A 20,815-nucleotide genomic window follows, 5' to 3' on the forward strand; every position below is an offset into this window, starting at 1 on the left:
CCAGGCCCTCGCGGAGCTGGCCGACGAAGGACTCGTGGAAACACTGCCGGATGGGTCCCGGCATATCGCCGTCGTCGATGAACTGCATGCCATCCAGCTGCTCGATGTCCTCGAGGTGGTGCTCGTGGCCGTCTTCGAACGGGCCGCACCGAGGATCGGCAGTAGCGGCATCGCCGCGATGGAGGCCCGCGCCGTGGAACTGGAGGCCGCGCTCGATAGCGGGGACCTGCCGGGCTCCCGCGAGAGCCTGCTGGACCTCATCCGCATCATCGTCGAAGCCGCCGACCATGATGAGCTGCGCGCGGTGAACGAGCACGTCCTGGAGCGATCACTGGGGCGGCTCTATCTGTACCCGCGCTCGGAGTTCTATTTCCTCTGGAGCGACGGCTGGAAGGAGTCGGTGGCGCTGCTGAAAGCGGATGAGCCGGACGCGGCGGTGCAGCGGCTGCGGCGCATGTTCTGGGTCCTGACCGAGGAGCTGCGCGGCAGCGGCTCACCCGCGGAAGCCTAGGCGGACCCGGACAGCAGGTTCAAAGGAGGGTTTCCCGGGCGGCGCCGACCAGGTCGAAGCTGGCCACCTCCGATTCAGCCCTGAGCACGAGCGTGCGGGACTGCGTGCGCTGCGTATCGGGCTCCACCACCGTCATCACGTAGCGGCCCGCGGGCGGCAGCCGCAGCTCGTACCTGCCCGCATCGTCGGTGCGGGTCGAGGCGATGTATTCTCCGGAATGCGCGCTCAGCGCGACCAGGGCTCCTGGCAGGGCGGCACCGCCGCGCAGTACCCAGCCGGTGATGGTGAGCCGCTGGGTCAGCCTGATCCGTTCGCCGCGTTCCGTCCCCGTGAAACGGACGACTTTCGACGTCGGGGCCCAGCCGTCGGCATTGGCCACCACCAGGTATTCCCCGGGGCCGGGGAGCGCGAGGGAGAATTCGCCGTCGTTGTTGGCCCGGCTCCAGTCCACGGGCTCCCCGGACGTCTTCATCACGGTGACCACCGCGTGGGCGATGGGTTGGCCGTCGGGGCGCTGCGTCGTCCCGCCGACCACCGTCTCGGCGCTCTCGCCCGCCTGCGTCACCGCCGCAGCCGTTTCCGCGGGCGCGCCGGCCCGCACCGGTTCCGCAACGGCGCGCGGGACGAACCAGACCACTGCACAGGACGCGAGGGAGGCCAGCGCCGCCAGCCAGAACACGTCCTGGAACGCGGCCATGGAGGGGTAGACCGTGCCGCCGACGGTCACCGTCACACCCGCCAGGATGGCGGCGACGGCGGCGCTCGAGGACGAGGTGCCGATGGCCCGCAGCAACGCGTTGAGGCCGTTTGCGGAGGCGGTCTCCGTGATCGGGACGTTGGCCATGATCAGGCTGGGCATCGCGGCGTAGGCCACGGCCGAACCGATGCTCACGATCGTCGAACCAATGATGACCGCGCTGATGGAATCGCTGAAGAACACGCGGCCGATGTAAGCGGCGGCCATGATGGCCGAACCGGCGATCAGCGTGGCCCTTCCACCGTAGCGGTTGATCAGGGCACCGGAGACAGGGGAGAAGACCACCATCGCGAGCCCGGACGGAATCATGGCCAGCCCCGCGACCACCGGATCCAGCCCGAAGCCGTATCCGGAGGCGGCCGGCAGCTGGAGCTGCTGGGTGCTCAGCAGCATGTTGGCGAAGAGCGCGAAGCCGACCATGATGGAGCCGATGTTGGTCAGCAGCACCGGGCGCCGCGCGGAGGTGCGCAGGTCGACCAGCGGCTGGCTGACCTTCAACGAGTATGGAATCCAGAGCGCCAGCCCCACGGCGGTGACGACGAAGAGCAGGATCGTCGGCTCGCTGCCCCAGCCCCAGCTGCCGCCTTTCGAGATGGCCAGCAGCAGGGCGGTCAGGATCACCGAGAGCATCACGGCACCGAGGAAGTCGAAGCGGCCGCGCGTCATGACATCCGATTCGGAGACGACGGCGAACACCGCCACCAGGATCGCCACGCCGACGGCGGCGGAGAGCCAGAAGACGGATTCCCACCCGGCCTGCTGGTACAGGATCCCGCCGAGCGGCAGTCCGAGTGCGCCGCCGATGCCCAGGGTCGCGCTCATCAGGGCGATGGCCGAGCTGACTTTTTCGCGCGGGAGCTCGTCCCGCATGATGCTGATGCCGACCGGGATCAGCGCGGACGAAAATCCCTGCAGGGAGCGGCCGGCCACGATAGTGGCGAAGTTCCCGCCGAGGGCGGCGACGATGGAACCTGCCGTCATCAGCACGATGCAGACGAGCATCATGCGCCGCTTGCCGAACATGTCCGCCAGCCGCGCCACGATCGGGGTGGCGACGGCGGATGTCAGCAGCGTGGCCGTGACCAGCCAGGAAGCGTCGTCCGCGGTGACACCGAGCAGTTGCTGGAACGCCGGCAGGAGCGGGACCACCATGGTCTGCTGCAGCGACACCGTCGTGCCGGCGAGGCACAGGACGGTGATGACGGCCCAGATAGGCATGCGCTTGCGCGCGGCGGCAGACTCAGGCATGCCACAAGAGTATCGGCCGGTGGTGTCCGAACGGGGGCCGGAACAGCCCTTGGCGGTGGAGCAAAATGCCGGACCCGAAGCCTACGCTGAGGGTAGACGCAAGGAGGTCTGCATGTACTGCTCGTTCGTCCCGCCTTATCTGCTCCGCCGCCTGTCCCTGCTGGAAGATGCGCCCGTCGCGGAGGCGGCGCAGCGTGCGCTTGGCAGGGATGCGCTCATCCGGCGGCGCCGGAACGCGGTCTGTGCCCGGATAGGGGAGCACCCGGGCATCCTGCCGCCGGCCGGACCGGGCGGCGAGGGCCTGCACCCGACGCGGCGGATCAGCGACGCGCAGCACCAGGAACGGCTGCCCGGCGTCCGTGTCCGCACCGAGGGCGAGGCCGAAGTGCAGGACCCCGCCGTCAACGAGGCTTACGACGGGCTGGGCTATACGTTCGACCTCTACGCTCAGGCGTACGGGCGCAATTCGCTGGACGGTGCCGGCGAGATCCTGCGTGCCACCGTCCACTACGGCGAGGATTACGACAACGCCTTCTGGAACGGGACCAGGATGGTGTTCGGCGACGGCGACGGCAAGGTCTTCCAGCGCTTCACCAAGTCGCTGTCCGTGGTCGGGCACGAACTGACGCACGGGGTGATGCAGCATACGGCCAACCTCGTGTACCAGGGCCAGCCCGGGGCGTTGAACGAATCGGTTTCGGATGTCTTCGCGGCGCTGGTCGAACAGCACCGGTTCGGACAGACCGCGGAGGAGGCGAGCTGGCTGATCGGCGCGGGCCTTTTCACGGACCAGGTGAACGGCAGCGCCCTGCGGTCCATGAAGGCGCCGGGCACCGCGTACGACGACGACGTCATTGGCAAGGATCCGCAGCCGGCCACCATGGCGGGCTACGTGGACACCCGCGGTGACAACGGCGGCGTGCACCTGAACTCGGGCATCCCCAACCACGCCTTCTACCGGCTGGCGGTCCTGTTGGGCGGCAATGCGTGGGAGCGCGCGGGGCAGATCTGGTACGACACGATCACCGGAACCCGGCTCGGCCGCGAGAGCGGCTTCGCCGCCTTCGCTGAAGCTACTGCGGCCGCCGCGGAAAGCCGCTACGGTAAGGACTCAGAAGAACTCAAGGCCGTCACGGCAGCCTGGACAGAGGTGGGCGTACTGGAATGAGGATCGACGTCAGGCGCACCGGCGGGTTCGCCGGACTGACCACGCAGTGGGCCGTGGACGTCGCCCAGCCGGAGCTGGGCGACGTCTGGATGCCGCTGATCGATTCATGCCCGTGGGATGACGTGCCGGACGACGCCAACGAACCCGACCGCTATGTCTACTCCATCAGCGCGGGGGAGCGCGAGGTGACGCTGCCGGAACACCATCTGACCGGCCCGTGGCGCGCTTTGGTGGACAGGACCAGGGACGCGGCCCGCACCGGGGGCCTGGGCGAAGCGGGGGCCCTCGGCGAAACAGCCGGGGGGTTCGAAGCCGCCGGGTCGGGACCGCAACCTCCCGTGGGCCGGGACGATGACGTCGACGATGACGTCCTGGAACCGGACCGGCCGGTGACGGACCCGTCCCGATGGGCCACCGAGCCTGGCCAGAGGCTGTTCCCGCCGCCGGCGGACGGCCCCGTCGAAGACGGCCGCTAGGGGCCGCGGCTCCCCGGCGTCGTCGTACGCTAGCTCCATGAAACTCAACGACCTGCTGATCGACGCGTACGGCCGCGCCCGGGAACGCGTCCACGACATCCTCGAAGGGCTGGAGCCGGAGCAGCTCGCGGTGCGGCCGGGCGGGGGAGGCAACTCCATCGGCTGGCTCATCTGGCACCTCTCCCGCGTGCAGGACGACCACATCGCCGACGTCGCCGGGACGGGGCAGCAGTGGACCGAGGGCGGGTGGGCTGCGAAGATCGGCCTGCCGCTGGAGACCGGGGACACCGGTTTTGGCCACAGCTCGGGGCAGGTCGACAAGGTGCGCGTCGCCTCGCCCGCGCTGCTCAGGGAGTACTTCGACGAGGTCCACGCCGCCACCGTGGACTACCTGCGCGGACTGGCCGAGGATGACCTGGACCGAGTTGTGGATACGCGCTGGAACCCGCATGTGACGCTCGGTGTCCGGCTGGTGAGCGTCCTCGATGACTGCCTGGAACATTGCGGCCAGGCGGCCTATGTGAAGGGCATGATCGGGCGCGGGGAAGCCTGATTCCGCGGCTGGTTTCAGATGCCGGTCGCCGCGCCCCGCCGGACCGACCGAACGGTCGGCCCGAAAACGGGTTGCGCTGCACGGCCGAAAACCGCTAAGGTGTGAGTCGCGTCACTCGTGGCGCACCAGCTTGTGATCTGCGGCGGGAGAGTCCTGCCACGTGCAGGCGCCGAAGGAGCAAACCCTCCCCGGGAATCTCTCAGGCCCATGTACCGCCGCGGCGAGGCACCTCTGGAAAGCAGCCGCGCATCAGCGCGGCTCACCGTCGGGGCAAGGGCGCATGCAGCAATGCAGCACCCCGAATCTCTCAGGTTCCATACAGAGTGGGGAGGAACCCGAATCAACGTGGCGTGCCTGCGCCACCTGACGTGATGGAGTTCCAGATGGCGATCCCGAGCGAGAGCGCCAAATCCCCCCAACCAGGGCGCAGCTGCGCCTACCCCCTCCATCCGGCCCTGGCCCCCTGACTGGACCACTGCCGACCTCTATTTCCGCGCGGACAAGGGCTGGGCTTTCGGCTGACATCCGGCTGCCCTGCATCGTGCCCAAGAGGAACGAAACCCTGTCAATTCAAGGAGCTGTACGTGAAAACTGATGCCGTCTCGACTGGGAAGGCGCCCCACCTGGAGCGCCAGCTCAGCAACAGGCACATCCAGCTGATCGCCATCGGAGGTGCGATCGGTACCGGCCTGTTCATGGGTTCGGGCAAGACGATCTCCGCTGCGGGACCGTCCGTAATCTTCGTTTACATGATCATCGGCTTCATGCTGTTCTTCGTCATGCGGGCGATGGGCGAGCTGCTGCTGAGCAACCTCAATTACAAATCGTTCAGCGACTTCGCCGGCGACCTCCTCGGCCCGTGGGCCGGGTTCTTCACCGGCTGGACCTACTGGTTCTGCTGGGTGGTCACCGGCATCGCGGACGTTATCGCCATCGCCGGCTACGCCAATGAGCTGGTGCCGGGCATCCAGCTCTGGATCCCGGGCGTCTTCACCGTGGCCGTCCTGCTGATGCTGAACCTTGCCACCGTCAAGGCCTTCGGCGAGACCGAGTTCTGGTTCGCCCTGATCAAGATCGTCGCCATCGTGGCGCTGATCGTCACCGGCCTGGTCATGATCTTCACCGGTTTCGAGACCCCCGCCGGTACGGCCTCCTTCAGCAACCTGTGGAGCCACGGCGGCTTCTTCCCGCAGGAATTCATGGGCTTCGTGGCCGGCTTCCAGATCGCGGTCTTCGCCTTCGTGGGCATCGAACTGGTGGGAACGACGGCGGCGGAAGCCAAGGATCCGGAGAAGAACCTCCCCAAGGCGATCAACTCCATCCCCGTCCGCGTGCTGCTCTTCTACGTCGGCGCCCTGATCATCCTCATGGCCGTCACCCCGTGGACCGAGTTCCAGGCCGGACACAGCCCCTTCATCGGCATGTTCTCGCTGGCCGGACTCGGGATGGCCGCCACGATCGTCAACCTCGTGGTGCTGACCTCGGCGATGTCCTCGGCCAACTCCGGCGTCTACTCGACCTCCCGCATGGTCTTCGGCCTCTCCCAGGAAGGCGACGCTCCGTCCGTCCTCGGCAAGCTCTCCTCGCGCAAGGTTCCGCAGAACGCCCTGTTCCTGTCCTGCGTCCTGCTGCTCTCCGGCGTCGTCCTCCTCTACGCCGGCGACAGCATTGGCGAGGCGTTCGGCATGGTGACCACGGTGTCCGCGGTCTGCTTCATGTTCGTCTGGTCGATCATCCTGGCCAGCTACCTGGCCTTCCGGAAGCGACGTCCGCACCTGCACAACGAGTCCAAGTTCAAGATGCCCGGCGGCATCGCGATGGTCTGGGTGGTGTTCGCGTTCTTCGCCTTCGTCCTCTGGGCGTTGACCACGCAGCCGGACACCCTGATGGCGCTGCTGGTGACCCCGGTCTGGTTCGTCGTCCTCGGCGTCGCCTGGGCGATCCTGCGCCGGAGCCCGGTCCACATGGCCCGCGCGGAGATGTTCCGGAACCAGCTGCGCGAGCACGAGGCGCGGCAGGAAAGCCCCGCAGACGTGCACTAACCAGCGCACGCAGGCCCCGCCGGGCCGCCGCGGACACCCCGCGGCGGCCGGCGGGAACGGGGCCGTCACCGGGCGGAAGCCTTCTTGTGGAGGCCGGTCCGGAACGGTTACGATGCTCACATCGACAATAACTGAATCATGCCTTCGACATGCGGCGGGAGAGTCCTGCTGGTACTAGTCAGCAGGCGCCGTAGGAGCAATACCTCCCCAGGAATCTCTCAGGCACCTGTACCGCCGCGGAGAGGCAACTCTGGAAAGCAGCCGGACACATGAAACCGGCTCACCGACGGTGCAAGCGGATTCGTTCCGCGGAATCTCTCAGGTCCAATACAGAGTGGGGAGGAACCCGATCCACATGGCGTGCCGAGCATGCCAGCCCAAATAACGGAGTTCCTTCATGACGGTTCAACCCACCATCGCCCCCTTTGCCGAGCGCCATATCGGCCCGCGCAGCAGCGACGCCGAGACGATGCTCAAGCAGGTTGGCTACGCCAGCCTCGACGAGTTGGTTGACACGGCAGTTCCCGCCGACATCCGCCAGCAGGCCCCGCTGGACCTGCCGGCGGCCCGCAGCGAAGCCGAGGTGCTGGCCGACCTGCGCGCACTGGCAGCCAAGAACGTGACGGCGGTCCAGATGATCGGCCAAGGCTACTACGACACGATCACGCCGCCGGTCATCCGCCGCAACGTCGTCGAATCCCCGGCCTGGTACACCGCCTACACGCCGTACCAGCCGGAAATCTCCCAGGGCCGGCTCGAAGCCCTGCTGAACTTCCAGACCATGGTCGAAGACCTGACCGGCCTGGCCATCGCCAACGCCTCCCTGCTGGACGAAGCCACCGCGGTCGCGGAGGCCGTGCTGCTCATGCGCCGCGGCAACAAGAAGCACGCCGAGGGCAAGACCGTCCTCGACGCTGACCTGCTGCCGCAGACGATCGCCGTCGTCAAGGGCCGCGCCGAGGCGCTGGGCTTCGAGGTCGAGGTCGCCGACCTGACCGCCGGCCTGCCCGAGGGCGACCTGTCCGGCATCGTGCTCCAGCAGCCGGGCGTGTCCGGCCGCGTGGCCGACCACACGCAGGTCATCGCCGAAGCGAAGGAACGCGGCGCCATGGTCACCGTCGCCGCCGACCTGCTGGCCCTGACCCTGATCACGCCCCCCGGGGAGCAGGGCGCGGACATCGCCGTCGGCAATTCGCAGCGCTTCGGCGTTCCGCTGTTCTACGGCGGCCCGCACGCCGCGTACATGGCCGTGCACAAGGGCCTGGAGCGCCAGCTGCCCGGCCGACTGGTCGGCGTGTCCAAGGACTCCGCCGGACGCCCGGCCTACCGCCTGGCCCTGCAGACCCGCGAGCAGCACATCCGCCGCGAAAAGGCCACGTCCAACATCTGCACCGCGCAGGCGCTGCTGGCCATCGTCTCCGGCATGTACGCCGTCTACCACGGCCCCGAAGGACTGAAGGCCATCGCCCAGCGCGCCAACGCGCAGGCCCGCACGCTGGCCACCGTGCTGCGCGACGCCGGCCTGGAACTGGCCTCCGAGCAGTTCTTCGACACCCTCACCGTCAAGGTTCCGGGCAAGGCCGCCGAGGTCATCGCCGCGGCCGAGGCCAAGGGCATCAACCTGCGGGTCATCGACGCGGACCAGGTGGGCATTTCCACCGGTGAATCGACGACGGCGGAGCACCTGGCCGCTGTGGCCGAATCCTTCGGCGTGGATGGCGCCGCGGAGCGCATCGCCGCCGCGGCCGGCTCGGGCCTGGGCTTCGAGCTGGACGCGTCCGTGCAGCGGACCTCGTCCTACCTGAACCACCCGGTCTTCCACAGCCACCGTTCGGAAACGCAGATGCTGCGCTACCTGCGCCGCCTCTCGGACCGCGACCTGGCGCTGGACCGCACCATGATCCCGCTGGGCTCCTGCACCATGAAGCTCAACGCCACGGCCGAGATGGAATCCATGACCTGGCCGGAGTTCGCCACCATCCACCCCTTCGCTCCGGACCACCAGACGCAGGGCTGGCGCGAGCTGATCGAGGACCTGGAAGCCCGGCTGTCCGCGATCACCGGCTACGCCGGCGTGTCCATCCAGCCGAACGCCGGTTCGCAGGGTGAGTACGCGGGCCTGCTGGCCATCCGCCGGTACCACCTGTCGCAGGGCAACGAGCAGCGCAACATCTGCCTGATTCCCGCCTCCGCCCACGGCACCAACGCCGCCTCGGCGGTGCTGGCCGGCATGAAGGTCGTCGTTGTAGCGACCGCTTCCGACGGCACGATCGACCACACGGACCTCGAGGCCAAGATCGAGCAGCACAAGGACAACCTCGCTGCCATCATGATCACCTACCCGTCCACGCACGGCGTGTACGACGCCGACGTCCGCCAGGTCTGCGACGCCGTGCACGCGGCGGGCGGGCAGGTCTACATCGACGGCGCCAACCTCAACGCGCTGGTCGGCCTCGCGCAGCCCGGCAAGTTCGGCGGGGACGTCTCCCACCTGAACCTGCACAAGACCTTCTGCATCCCGCACGGCGGCGGCGGTCCCGGCGTCGGCCCGGTCGCAGTGGCGGAGCACCTGGTGCCGTTCCTGCCCGGCAACGCGGCGCTGGCCGAGCACGAAGGCAAGGGTGTCCCGGTTTCGGCCTCGAAGTACGGCTCCGCAGGCGTGCTGCAGATTTCCTGGGCCTACGTGGCCATGATGGGCGCCGAGGGCCTGACCAATGCCACCAAGACCGCGCTGCTGGCTGCGAACTACATCGCGTCCCGCCTGAACGAGCACTTCCCGGTGCTCTACACCGGCAACAAGGGCCTGGTCGCGCACGAGTGCATCCTGGACCTGCGCGAGCTCACCTCCAAGTCCGGCGTGACCGCCGAGGATGTGGCCAAGCGCCTGATCGACTACGGCTTCCACGCCCCGACCCTGGCCTTCCCGGTGGCGGGCACGCTGATGGTGGAGCCGACCGAGTCCGAGGACTTGGCCGAGATCGAGCGCTTCATCGAAGCCATGATCTCCATCCGCGGCGAGATCGAGCAGGTCATCAAGGGTGACTTCGGCGTCGAGGAAAGCCCGCTGCGGCTGTCCCCGCACACCGCGGCCGCCGTGGTCAGCAGCGACTGGGACCGCAAGTACTCGCGAGAGCAGGCGGTGTTCCCGCTGCCGAACCTGAAGGTGGACAAGTACTTCGCACCGGTCGGCCGCATCGACGGCGCGGGCGGAGACCGGAACCTGATCTGCTCCTGCCCGCCCATCGAAGAATTCGCCGAGTCGGCCAACTAACGAAAAGGTTCCGTAGAGACCATGAACGCTGAAACCACCACCCAGCGGTATACCGCACTGTACGAAGAGCACCAGAAGCTCGGCGCGTCCTTCACCGACTTCGGCGGCTGGCAGATGCCGCTGAAGTACAGCAGCGAGCTGGCCGAGCACCACGCCGTCCGCAAGACGGCCGGGCTGTTCGACCTCTCCCACATGGGCGAGCTGTGGGTCACTGGCCCGGACGCCGCGAAGTTCCTCGACTACGCCCTGGTGGGCAAGCTGTCGGCGATCGCCGTCGGCAAGGCCAAGTACTCGCTGATCTGCAACCAGGACGGCGGCATCATCGACGACCTGATCAGCTACCGGCGCGCCGAGGACCGCTACCTCGTGGTGCCGAACGCCGGCAACGCGGACGCGGTCTTCGAAGCGATGACCGAGCGCGCCAAGGACTTCGACGTCACCGTGGAGAACGCCACGGCCGCGACCTCACTCGTGGCCGTGCAGGGTCCGAACTCGGTGGAGATCCTGCACAAGCTGGTCCCGGCCGCCGAGGCCGGCGTCGTCGCCGACATGAAGTACTACGCCGCGGAGGACGTGACCTTCACCGTGGGCGGCGCCCCGGCCAAGCTGCTTCTCGCCCGCACCGGCTACACCGGCGAGGACGGCTTCGAGATCTACGTGCCGAACGAGCAGGCCGCCGCGCTGTGGACCGCGCTGCTGGAAGCCGGCAAGGAGCAGGGTCTGGTTCCGGCCGGCCTGGCCTGCCGCGACTCCCTTCGCCTCGAGGCCGGCATGCCGCTGTACGGCAATGAGCTCTCCCTCGAGGTCAGCCCGTACGACGCAGGCCTCGGCCCCGTCGTCGCACTGAAGAAGGAAGGCGAATTCGTCGGCCGCGCGGCGCTGGAGGCCCAGAAGGAGAAGGGCTCTGCCCGCAAGCTCGTCGGGCTCAAGGGCCTGGGCCGCCGCGCCGGACGCGCCCACTATCCGGTGCTGAAGGACGGCAAGGCGGTCGGCGAGGTTACCTCCGGCCAGCCGAGCCCGACCCTCGGCTACCCGGTTGCCCTGGCCTACGTGGACGCCGAGTTCGCGGAGCCGGGCACCAAGCTGGACATCGACCTGCGTGGAAAGGCCGAGCCCTTCGAGGTCGTCGGCCTGCCCTTCTACAAGCGCGAAAAGTAACAAACCCCCGCCCGGCGCGGGATCCGGCAACACGGCTGAACGCCGACGCGTAGCCTTGTTGCCGGGTCCCGTCCGGTGCCACCCGTTTTCCACCACCTTCTGTCTGAAAGGGTTTCCCCCATGAGCAAAGTCCTGTCCAGCCTGCGCTACTCCGCCGAGCATGAGTGGGTCGACGGCGCCAGCCCAGTCAAGGTCGGCATCTCCCAGATCGCGGCCGACGCGCTGGGCGACGTTGTCTACGTCGACCTGCCCGAGGCCGGCTCCACCGTCACCGCCGGCCAGACCTGCGGCGAGGTCGAGTCGACCAAGTCCGTCTCCGACCTCTACGCTCCGGTGACCGGAACCGTGGTCGAGGTCAACCAGGCCGCGATCGACGACCCTGCCCTGCTGAACTCCGACCCGTACGGCGAGGGCTGGCTCTTCACCGTCGAGGTCTCCGAAGAGGGCCCGCTGCTCTCCGCCGAAGAGTACGCTTCCGCCAACGGTGGTGAGGTCGCATGACCCAGGCATTGACCGCGGTCACCAGCGCCAGCCTGAACGCTGACCTGGGCGCCCTCGATCCCGAGATCGCCGCCCAGATCGACAACGAGCTGCGCCGCCAGCAGGGCGGCCTGGAAATGATCGCCTCGGAGAACCACACCGCCGTCGCCGTGATGCAGGCGCAGGGCTCGGTCGTCACGAACAAGTACGCCGAGGGCTACCCGGGCCGCCGCTACTACGGCGGCTGCGAATACGTGGACGTCATCGAGCAGCTGGCGATCGACCGGGTGAAGGCGCTCTTCGGAGCAGACTTCGCGAACGTCCAGCCGCACTCCGGCGCGCAGGCCAACGCCTCCGTCATGCACGCGCTGATCAAGCCCGGGGACACCATCCTGGGGCTGAACCTGGCGCACGGCGGCCACCTGACGCACGGCATGAAGATCAACTTCTCCGGCAAGCTCTACAACGTCGTGGCTTACGGCGTCTCCGAGCAGGACTACCTGATCGACATGGCCGAGGTCGAGCGCCTCGCGCAGGAGCACAAGCCGCAGCTGATCGTCGCCGGCTGGTCCGCCTACCCGCGGCAGCTGGACTTCGCCGAGTTCCGCCGGATCGCCGATTCCGTCGGCGCCTACCTCATGGTGGACATGGCGCACTTCGCCGGACTGGTCGCCACCGGCCTGCACCCGTCGCCGGTCCCGCACGCCCACGTCGTCACGTCCACCACGCACAAGACCCTCGCGGGTCCGCGCGGCGGCCTCATCCTGACCAACGAGGCGGACATCGCCAAGAAGATCAACTCCGCGGTCTTCCCGGGCCAGCAGGGCGGACCGCTCGAGCACGTCATCGCGGGCAAGGCCGTGGCGTTCAAGATCGCCGCCTCGGAGGAATTCGCCGAGCGCCAGCGCCGGACACTGGCCGGTTCGAAGGCCCTCGCCGAGCGCCTGTCGCAGCCGGACGTGGCGGCGAAGGGCGTGACCGTCCTGACCGGCGGCACGGACGTGCACCTGGTCCTCGTGGACCTGCGCAACTCCGAGCTGGACGGGCAGCAGGCGGAGGACCTCCTCGCGGCGATCGACATCACCGTCAACCGCAACGCCGTCCCGTTCGACCCGCGGCCGCCGATGGTGACCTCGGGCCTGCGGATCGGCACGCCTGCCCTGGCTACCCGCGGGTTCAGCGAGGAGGCGTTCCGCGAGGTCGCCGACATCATCGCCGAGGCGCTCATCGCCGGTCCGGATGCGGACCTCTCGGGCCTGAAGGCCCGCGTTGAGGCGCTGGCGGAAGCACATCCCTTGTACCCGGACGTCGCTCCGGTCTCCAAGGAAACCGAAGGGCACTAGGAGGCCACCATGGCTGTAGGCGTATTCGATCTCTTCACTGTCGGCATCGGCCCCTCCAGTTCGCACACTGTGGGCCCGATGCGGGCTGCCGCCGTCTTCGCCGAGGAGCTGGTTTCGACCGGAGTCCTCGACCAGGTGGCCGGGCTGCGCGTGGACCTCTACGGTTCGCTCGCCGCGACCGGCCGCGGACACGGCACCTTCACGGCGGTCATGCTGGGACTGGAAGGCTTCCACCCGGAGCTGATCCTTCCCGACGAGGTCGATTCGCGCCTGGCAGACATGGCGGAAACCGGCAGGCTGCAGCTCTGCTCCCAGGTCAGCGGTGCTGCCGGGGCCACGATCGACTACAAGGTGGAGGACATGGTCCTGCACCCGTTGACCGTGCTGCCCCGGCACACCAACGGCATGAAGCTGCAGGCAAAGAACGACGCCGGGGATGTGCTTCACGAGGCAACGTTCTTCTCCGTGGGCGGCGGCTTCATTGTCCGCGAGGGCGAGGAAGACGCCGCCGCGGAGGAGCTCGAGGAGTCGAAGGAGCAGCTGCCGTATCCGTTCCGCACGGCGGCCGAACTGCTGGAACACTGCCGCAACACGGGCCTGGGCATCAGCGACATCATGATGCTCAACGAGAAGGCCTCGCGTTCCGAGGAGGAGATCCGCTCCGGCCTGCTGCACATCTGGCAGGTCATGGAGGAGTGCAAGGATTCCGCGATCAAGCGTGAAGGCACCCTGCCCGGGGGACTGAACGTCCGCCGTCGTGCTCCCGACTGGCATGACCGGCTGCGCAAGGAAGACAAGGACCGGGACCCGAAGTACTGGCAGGAATGGGTCAACCTGGTCGCGCTGGCCGTGAACGAGGAGAACGCCTCCGGCGGGCGCGTGGTCACCGCCCCGACCAACGGCGCGGCCGGGATCATCCCTGCCGTCATGTTCTACGCCACGCACTACGCGCCCGGCATGGACAAGGCCACCCGGGAGGACCGCGAACAGGTCGTCGTGAAGTTCCTGCTCGCCGCGGGCGCCGTCGGCGTGCTGTACAAGGAGCAGGCCTCGATCTCCGGCGCCGAGGTCGGCTGTCAGGGCGAGGTCGGCTCCGCATCATCGATGGCGGCGGCCGGCCTGGCCGAGGTGCTTGGCGGGTCGCCGGCGCAGGTCGAGAACGCGGCCGAGATCGCGATGGAACACAACCTGGGCCTGACCTGCGATCCGATCGGCGGGCTAGTGCAGGTGCCGTGCATCGAGCGCAACGCCATCGGCGCGGCCAAGGCCGTCAACGCAGCCAAGATGGCGCTCTGGGGCGACGGCACGCACCGGGTCTCGCTGGACGAGGTCATCGTGACCATGCGGGAAACCGGCAAGGACATGAGCGACAAGTACAAGGAAACCGCGATGGGCGGCCTCGCCGTCAACGTGGTGGAGTGCTGACGCAGCGCTAAGCGGCGCTAAGGGCGCTCACGGGCCCGTGTCCCGCAGCGGTCCCGGGCGGGGCCGGTCCTACCAGGCCTCGCCCGGGACCACGACTTCCCCGCTTGCCGTTCCGTCCGGATTGAGCATCCAGCCCACGCGCTTGGGAATCCTGGCGATGACGACGCTCTCGACCAGGTCCAGCCGCGGGATCAGCTCTCCGATGGAACGCTCCGCCGCCATGATGTCCGCCGGACCGCGCAGCCACATCATGAACATGAAGTTCGTGTCTCCGGTGGTGGAGGCGCACAGGCGCAGGCCGCCCAGGCCGGCCAGCACGCGGGCCGCATCATCGTGCTCACCGGCCGGCAGCCGGCCGGTCCATTCGCAGACGATCGGATAACCCGCCAGTCCCTGGGCCACCTCGCAGCGGAAGGCCATGGTCCGGCTGTTGAGGATCCGCTGAAGCTGCCGCCGCGCGGTTGCCTGGTGGAGCCCCGTGGCCTCGGCGATCTCCGCCGCCGTGGCCCGGCCGTTGCGTGCGAGCTGCCTGATGATATCCGGATAGCTGGCGGGAAGCGGCCCATGGTACTGCTCCGGCGGCGCGCTCAGCTCCCGCAGCTTCCGCACCTGCCCGGAGGACAGCGCGCCCAGCTGCCAGTCGGCCGCCCCAAAGTGGAGTTTCGTGCAGAAGGAAGACTGGTAGCGGATGAGGCCGGGGATGCGGTCCAGCTGGGGATAGACGGAGTCCGCCAGCCAGGTGGTGGTGGGCGTGATGACCGTGAGCATCATGTCCCGGTTCCGGTGGCATTCCTCGATGCTAAAGACATCCGGCAGCCGGGCCAGCGCGGCGGACACTTCCTGGCGGCGGGCCGGATCGCACTGCACGTCGTGGAAGGACAGGGTCATCTGCTGCGGATCGCCCAGCGGGTGCGCGTTGATCCAGGCTGCCCCGGCCGATGTCAGCCGGTCCCACCGGGCCGCCAGCGACGTCGGGTGCCGGTCCAGTACCTCGCCCAGTTGGGTCCACGGCAGCCGCGGCCCGATCTGCAGCGCGTTGATCAGCTGCAGGTCTTCCTCGTCCAGTTCCACGCGCCCCCCTGATCGTTTTCTCATTGTGATGGCATGCGAGTGAATAATATCAGCGATTTTCGGGAATGTGCTGTAGGTCACTGCAGACTGTAAGTCAGTTTCAAGTACATGGCCCTGAGCGGCTTCGCATAGAGAAGAGCATCATGACACCTCTCGCCCTACCCCTGGACGGAAGCTCCACGGATATCCTGGCGGTCGCCAACTCGCCGGTCCTGTGGATCTGCGGCCTCGGCGTCTTTGCGGTCATCATCATCCAGTCCGTGATCTACATGCGCGCCGCGCGCAAGGCCGCGCCGGCCGCCGGCATGACGCAGGACGAGCTCAAGACGTCCTTCCGCTCCGGCGCGATCGCCGCCATCGGCCCTTCGCTGGCCGTGGTGCTGGTAGCCGTGGCGCTGCTGGCCCTGTTCGGCACCCCGGCAGTACTGGTCCGGATCGGCCTGATCGGTTCCGCCGCCTACGAGACCGGGGCGGCCAACGTTTCCGCCACGACGATGGGCGCCGCCTTGGGTGGCGACACCTACACCCAGCAGGTCTTCGCGGTGGCCTTCTTCGCCATGAGCCTGGGCGGCGCGATGTGGATGCTCGCCACGCTCGTCTTCACCCCGATCCTCAAGCGCGGCGGACACAAGCTGGCTAAGGTGAACCCGGCCATCATGACCGTAGTGCCCGCGGCCGCCCTGCTGGCTGCCTTCATCTCGCTGGGCACCGCTGAACTGCCCAAGAGCGCCGCCCACGTGGTGACGCTGCTCTCCGCGGCGGCCGTCATGGGCCTGTGCGTCTTCCTGTCCAGGAAGCTCGGCAAGAACTGGCTGCGCGAATGGGGTTTGGGCTTCGCGATCCTCGCCGGCTTGACCGTCGCCTACTTTGCCCACGGTGCCGGCCTCAGTCCCGTCGCCTAATCCACCGAACCGAAAAGGATACCTCCATGTCCACATCGCTGACCGCCCGGACCGACACCGCCAGCACCGCCAGCCTCGATGAATTCGACCGCACCACCTCGCGCTGGGGGCAGCTGACCATGATCGCCGGCCTCATCATCTCCCTCGCCGGCCCCATGTACCTGGTTATTTTCGGCAACCTGGATGTCGCAACGTCCCAGTTGTGGACCGCGTTCGCCGCCGTGGCCGGCACCTTCTTCGTCATCTGGCTCGTGGAGCCGCTGACCTACTTCCCGATCCTCGGGCCGGCCGCGATGTACCAGGCGTTCATGATCGGCAACATTTCCAACAAGCTGCTGCCCTCGGCGCTGGTCGCGCAGACCAACATCGGCGCCAAGCCGGGGACCAAGCGCGGCGATCTTGCCGCCGTGATGGCCATCTGCGGTGCCGCCGCGGTGCACCTGACGTCCCTGCTGGTCTTCGTGGGCCTGTTGGGCACATGGCTGATCAGCGTCATTCCCGAGGACCTTATTGCGGTGGCGCGCCTGTATGTCCTGCCCGCCGTCATGGGCGCCGTGATCGTGCAGGCCATCGTGTCCATGAAGCAGCTGCGGCCGACCCTGATCGCGTTCGGCGTCGTCCTGGTGGTCCAGTTCGTCCTGCTGCCGCTGGTGCCCGCGCTGAGCATGATGTCCACCGCAATCTCCGTCATCGGTACGATCTTCATCGCGTGGTTTGCCCGCCGGCGCACCTCCGACGTCGTAGCCTGACTGCATTCCTTCCGTTCCGCCAGAGAGAGTCCTCCATGCCCGCACTGCCCCAGCCCTTCCGACTGACCGCCGACCAGCAGGACCGCCTGCATGAGCTGTACCGGCACCTCCACGCGCACCCCGAACTGTCCATGCAGGAGCACGAGACCGCCGCGCTGGTCGACGAGCGGCTTCGGGCCTGCGGGATCGAGACCTTCGCCTGCGGCGGCACCGGCGTGGTGGGTATCCTGCGCAACGGGGACGGCCCGACGGTTGCCTTCCGGGCGGACACGGACGGTTTGCCGATCCAGGAAGACACGGGACTGCCCTACGCCAGCGCCGCCACGGGCGTACTGGCGGACGGGACCGAGGTTCCGGTGATGCATGGCTGCGGACACGACACCCATACGGCGGCACTGCTGACCGTTGCCGAGCTCTTCGCCGGGGCGACGGCGCACTGGTCGGGCACCATCGTGTTCATTTTCCAGCCGGGCGAGGAGACCGCGGCCGGGGCCAAGGCCATGGTGGACGACGGACTGTGGTCCAAGGCGCCCAAACCGGAGGTGATCTTCGGACAGCACGTGATGCCCGGCCGGGCCGGGACCATCCAGTACGCCGCCGGACACACCATGAGCCAAGCCGACTCCTGGAAGGTGACGCTGCATGGGAAGCAGTCCCACGGCTCGCAGCCGCAGGACGCCGTCGATCCCATCGTGCTTGGGGCCCACATGATCACCCGGATCCAGACGATAGTCTCCCGGGAAATCGATCCCCGGCGCGCCGCCGTCGTTACCGTGGGCACCTTCCACGGCGGACTGAAGGAAAACATCATTCCCGCCTCGGCGGAGTTCACGCTCAACATCCGGACGTTCGACGACGACGTGCGCGGCCGGGTCCTTGGAGCGCTCCGCCGCATCATCAAGGCGGAGGCCGAGGCCTCGAACGCACCGGAGCCGACCATCGAGGAGCTCTACACCTTCCCGCGCAATTACAACGATCCTGCCGCCACCGCGGCGGCCGCGGAGGCTCTTCGCGGGGCGCTGGGGGAGGCGAACGTGAGCGAGGTCGAGCCGCTGATGGGCTCGGAGGACTTCGGCACCCTCGCCGAAGCCATCGGCGTCCCGTCGGTGTTCTGGTTCTTTGGCGGCCACTCCGACGAGACGCTGGCCGCGGGGACGGCGCCGGTCAACCACTCGCCCTTCTTCGGCCCCGTCATGGAGCCGACGCTGTCCACCGGAGTAGAAGCCGCCGCCGCGGCGCTCCTCTCGCGGGTCGGGGCCTGATTCCGGGCCGGGCGTTGACAGCGGGACGGCTCCCTCTAGGCTGGTAAGTAAGCTTAGCAATTCCGACGCAGATTGGAGCCGTCCCATGGCCCAGGACCAGTACACGTTCCAGGATCCCGTCAACCGGTACCCCAGCATCGAGCCGCCCGAGCAGGACCAGCCGGAACCGGGGCTGGACAAAGAGCTGGTCCCGCACACTGACCGCGGCGAGGACTCCTACCGCGGGACGGGCCGGTTGGAGGGGCGCAAGGCCCTGATCACCGGATCGGACTCCGGCATCGGCGCCGCGGTTGCCATTGCCTTCGCCCGCGAGGGCGCCGACGTGGCGATGTCCTACCTGCCGGAAGAGGAGGAGGACGCCAAGGTCGTCGCGGAGCTGATCCAGAAGGAGGGGCGCAAGGTCGTGCAGCTGCCGGGCGACCTGACGGATTCGCAGACCTGCCGCGACGTGGTCCAGAGTGCAGCCGAGGGGCTCGGCGGGCTGGACATCCTCGTGAACAATGCCGGACGGCAGATCGCCGTGAAGAAGCTCGAAGACCTGAGCGACGAGCAGTTCGACCGAACGTTCAAAACCAACATCTACGCGTTCTTCTGGATCACCAAGGCGGCGCTCGCGCACCTCAAGCCGGGATCCTCGATCATCAACACGACGTCGATCCAGGCGTACATGCCTTCGCCCACGCTGATCGACTACGCGGCGACGAAGGGCGCGATCAACAACTTCACCAAGGGACTGGCCCAGCAGCTGGCACCGCGCGGGATCCGCGTCAATGCGGTTGCGCCCGGACCGTTCTGGACGCCGCTGCAGGTCAGCGACGGGCAGCCCAAGGAGGAACTGCCGGAGTTCGGGAAATCGACGCCCATCGGACGCGCCGGGCAGCCGACCGAACTGGCGCCGGCCTACGTGTTCCTCGCGTCTTCCGAGTCGAGCTACGTGATGGGGGAGACGCTCAACGTCAACGGCGGGATGCCGGCGCCGTAGCGGCAGGGCCGTTCAGAAGCCGGCAGACTGCGGGATATATGCGGCCGCTTCCGTGAGGCCGAGCTGCTGGCCGAACTGGACCATGGCCAGCACGCCGCCGACCATCAGTGCGCCCAGACCAGCGAAGGTGCCCGTCATGATGCCCAGCAGCTTGCGGTCGTCTGCGGTCAGACCCGTAATCCCCACCGGCTGCGGCATGTCGGGGGAGATCAGGTTCGGGGCCCGGTCCACCCGGCCGTCGTCCAGCAGCGCAACAACAGAGTTGGTGCGGCGGTCGAAGCGCATGCTGGTGATGGTGTTTCCGTGGCGGGCCAGCAGGATATCGTGGCCCACACGCTGACGGGTTCGAAGCATAGGGGTCTCCCGGAAAATGTGTAAGAAAGGGGTGCCGGCCTAAATAGTGGGGGCACTCCAATTTTACGAGCCGCAACCGTCCGAAGGGCGCGAAAACGGGGTGAATCCTACCACCCGGGCCAGTGAAGTGTGCCGCATTCCGGTCGCTGCGTGGCGCCCGGCCCCGGTCCGGTCGCCGGCCTAGGATGCGATGCTGCCGCCGTTCCGGGCATTCCCGGCCGGTCCGATCCTCGGCGGGTAGCCGGGCGGCGCGGGCACGCGGGCGGGCTGCCCGGGCAGCCGGGCCGGTGGTGGAGGGATCGCGGCGGGCGCATGGGGCAGCCGGACCGGTGGTGCAGGAATCCCCGCGGGCGCACGGGTCGGCCGAGCCGGGACGCCGGTCCGGGGTGCGGCCGCGCCTGGGGTCGGTGCGGGAGCGGCCTCCGGAGCCGGCGGCGGGCCGGCCGGCGAGGGCTCCGTGGCTGGCCGGGGCAGCGGCAGGGTGGAGGGCCGGCGTGGCGGCATAAGCACCTGGGCCAGCGCGGGTAGGCGGGGCAGGGCCGGCAGGCGGACAACCACCAGACGGCGGGCAGCCGTCGCAAGGCTAAACAACGTCACGCGGGCCGAGGTCAGTGCCCGGGCCGAAATCCGGGCTAGCGTCGAACTACGGGCAAGAGCCGATCCCCGGGCCAGAGCCGTAACCGGATCCAGCGTCAAAACCCCGTCCAGTACCGATCCCCGGGCTCCGCCTGCCGACCGCTCGCTCCGCGGGGGCCATTCGGCCAGCATTACGGCGCCGGCTGTAAGCCCGGCGAGGGCAGATACGGGTACGACGACGGCGCCCGCGTAGAGCACCAGGACCAGCGCCCCCGGCGACGCGGCCAGGGCAGTGAGCCCGCTGGCCCCGCCCGTGAGCAGGCAGACCCAGAACAAGACGACCAGGATGAGCACGGCCCGGGCACGCCGGAACCGAACCATCGACTTGGAGCCGGAGCGCTCCATCCAGCGAGTCCCCACGCGATCTTCCCCCAACAACAGGTCCCCGCCGTGGGGACACGGTTCGATCCTAGACCTGCCGCCCTGC

The 20,815-nt window shown here is 68.2% G+C and carries 18 protein-coding genes and 2 riboswitches; of the genes, 14 read left to right on the forward strand and 4 right to left on the reverse strand.

Annotation, left to right across the window (positions count from 1 at the left end; translation table 11 throughout):
* The coding region (locus AHIS1636_RS18215; RefSeq protein WP_264797273.1) for an FCD domain-containing protein at positions 1–511 on the forward strand (511 nt) is incomplete at its 5' end.
* 19 nt (positions 512–530) lie between these two features.
* Here the strand turns inward: AHIS1636_RS18215 and AHIS1636_RS18220 are convergent.
* On the reverse strand, positions 531–2,516 hold the full coding sequence (locus AHIS1636_RS18220; RefSeq protein WP_264797275.1) for an MFS transporter: 1,986 nt from the start codon (positions 2,514–2,516) through the stop codon (positions 531–533).
* A 112-nt stretch (positions 2,517–2,628) separates the two neighbouring features.
* Here AHIS1636_RS18220 and AHIS1636_RS18225 point away from each other — a divergent pair, with 112 nt between their 5' ends.
* The 9 genes from AHIS1636_RS18225 to AHIS1636_RS18265 all read left to right on the forward strand — a co-directional run bounded on the left by AHIS1636_RS18225 (position 2,629) and on the right by AHIS1636_RS18265 (position 14,432).
* A complete protein-coding gene (locus AHIS1636_RS18225) occupies positions 2,629–3,684 on the forward strand; it encodes a M4 family metallopeptidase (protein ID WP_264797276.1) in 1,056 nt (351 codons plus the stop codon).
* Positions 3,681–4,160, forward strand: coding sequence for a protealysin inhibitor emfourin (locus tag AHIS1636_RS18230; protein WP_264797277.1), 480 nt, complete (start codon positions 3,681–3,683; stop codon positions 4,158–4,160). The genes AHIS1636_RS18225 and AHIS1636_RS18230 overlap by 4 nt, the downstream gene beginning before the upstream one ends.
* A 37-nt stretch (positions 4,161–4,197) precedes the next feature.
* Complete coding sequence (locus AHIS1636_RS18235; protein WP_264797278.1) at positions 4,198–4,713, forward strand: mycothiol transferase; 516 nt, start codon at positions 4,198–4,200, stop codon at positions 4,711–4,713.
* Positions 4,714–4,846: 133 nt separating this feature from the next.
* Positions 4,847–4,938: riboswitch (glycine riboswitch) on the forward strand.
* Positions 4,939–5,297: 359 nt separating this feature from the next.
* Positions 5,298–6,755 (forward strand): D-serine/D-alanine/glycine transporter, encoded by a 1,458-nt coding sequence (gene cycA, locus AHIS1636_RS18240; protein ID WP_264797279.1) that lies wholly within the window; start codon positions 5,298–5,300, stop codon positions 6,753–6,755.
* A gap of 145 nt (positions 6,756–6,900) precedes the next feature.
* Positions 6,901–6,999: riboswitch (glycine riboswitch) on the forward strand.
* Between the two features lie 153 nt (positions 7,000–7,152).
* A complete protein-coding gene (gcvP, locus tag AHIS1636_RS18245) occupies positions 7,153–10,026 on the forward strand; it encodes an aminomethyl-transferring glycine dehydrogenase (RefSeq protein ID WP_264797281.1) in 2,874 nt (957 codons plus the stop codon).
* A gap of 21 nt (positions 10,027–10,047) precedes the next feature.
* Entirely contained in the window at positions 10,048–11,184 is a 1,137-nt protein-coding gene (gcvT, locus tag AHIS1636_RS18250; protein ID WP_264797282.1) for a glycine cleavage system aminomethyltransferase GcvT, read from the forward strand.
* A gap of 120 nt (positions 11,185–11,304) precedes the next feature.
* Positions 11,305–11,685: a glycine cleavage system protein GcvH gene (gene gcvH, locus AHIS1636_RS18255; protein WP_264797284.1), complete on the forward strand. Its 381-nt coding sequence runs from the start codon at positions 11,305–11,307 to the stop codon at positions 11,683–11,685.
* Complete coding sequence (gene glyA / locus AHIS1636_RS18260) at positions 11,682–13,007, forward strand: serine hydroxymethyltransferase (RefSeq protein WP_264797286.1); 1,326 nt, start codon at positions 11,682–11,684, stop codon at positions 13,005–13,007. The genes gcvH and glyA overlap by 4 nt, the downstream gene beginning before the upstream one ends.
* Positions 13,008–13,016: 9 nt before the next feature.
* Positions 13,017–14,432 (forward strand): L-serine ammonia-lyase, encoded by a 1,416-nt coding sequence (locus AHIS1636_RS18265; protein ID WP_264797287.1) that lies wholly within the window; start codon positions 13,017–13,019, stop codon positions 14,430–14,432.
* Positions 14,433–14,501: 69 nt separating this feature from the next.
* Here AHIS1636_RS18265 and AHIS1636_RS18270 read toward each other — a convergent pair whose 3' ends face one another.
* Positions 14,502–15,503 carry an Lrp/AsnC family transcriptional regulator gene (locus tag AHIS1636_RS18270; RefSeq protein WP_264797288.1) on the reverse strand — a complete coding sequence of 334 codons (1,002 nt, stop codon included), beginning with the start codon at positions 15,501–15,503 and terminating at the stop codon, positions 14,502–14,504.
* Between the two features lie 143 nt (positions 15,504–15,646).
* On the opposite strand from AHIS1636_RS18270, the gene AHIS1636_RS18275 reads away from it, so the two are divergent.
* The 4 genes from AHIS1636_RS18275 (at position 15,647) to AHIS1636_RS18290 (ending at position 19,398) form a co-directional block, all read left to right on the forward strand.
* A complete protein-coding gene (locus AHIS1636_RS18275) occupies positions 15,647–16,405 on the forward strand; it encodes a DUF5058 family protein (protein ID WP_264797289.1) in 759 nt (252 codons plus the stop codon).
* Between the two features lie 26 nt (positions 16,406–16,431).
* Positions 16,432–17,154 carry a hypothetical protein gene (locus tag AHIS1636_RS18280; protein WP_264797290.1) on the forward strand — a complete coding sequence of 241 codons (723 nt, stop codon included), beginning with the start codon at positions 16,432–16,434 and terminating at the stop codon, positions 17,152–17,154.
* 35 nt (positions 17,155–17,189) lie between these two features.
* Positions 17,190–18,416 carry an amidohydrolase gene (locus AHIS1636_RS18285; protein WP_264797291.1) on the forward strand — a complete coding sequence of 409 codons (1,227 nt, stop codon included), beginning with the start codon at positions 17,190–17,192 and terminating at the stop codon, positions 18,414–18,416.
* 85 nt (positions 18,417–18,501) lie between these two features.
* The gene (locus AHIS1636_RS18290; protein ID WP_264797292.1) at positions 18,502–19,398 is read left to right on the forward strand and encodes an SDR family oxidoreductase; all 897 of its coding nucleotides are present in this window, start codon (positions 18,502–18,504) and stop codon (positions 19,396–19,398) included.
* Between the two features lie 12 nt (positions 19,399–19,410).
* Here the strand turns inward: AHIS1636_RS18290 and AHIS1636_RS18295 are convergent, their stop codons facing one another.
* Both AHIS1636_RS18295 and AHIS1636_RS18300 read right to left on the reverse strand, forming a co-directional pair.
* Positions 19,411–19,752: a hypothetical protein gene (locus AHIS1636_RS18295; RefSeq protein ID WP_264797293.1), complete on the reverse strand. Its 342-nt coding sequence runs from the start codon at positions 19,750–19,752 to the stop codon at positions 19,411–19,413.
* 180 nt (positions 19,753–19,932) lie between these two features.
* Positions 19,933–20,748, reverse strand: a complete 816-nt coding sequence (locus tag AHIS1636_RS18300) for a hypothetical protein (protein WP_264797294.1) — start codon at positions 20,746–20,748, stop codon at positions 19,933–19,935.
* Positions 20,749–20,815: the final 67 nt, after the last annotated feature.

It is taken from the genome of Arthrobacter mangrovi (assembly GCF_026011795.1).
Taxonomy (GTDB): Bacteria; Actinomycetota; Actinomycetes; order Actinomycetales; family Micrococcaceae; genus Crystallibacter; species Crystallibacter mangrovi.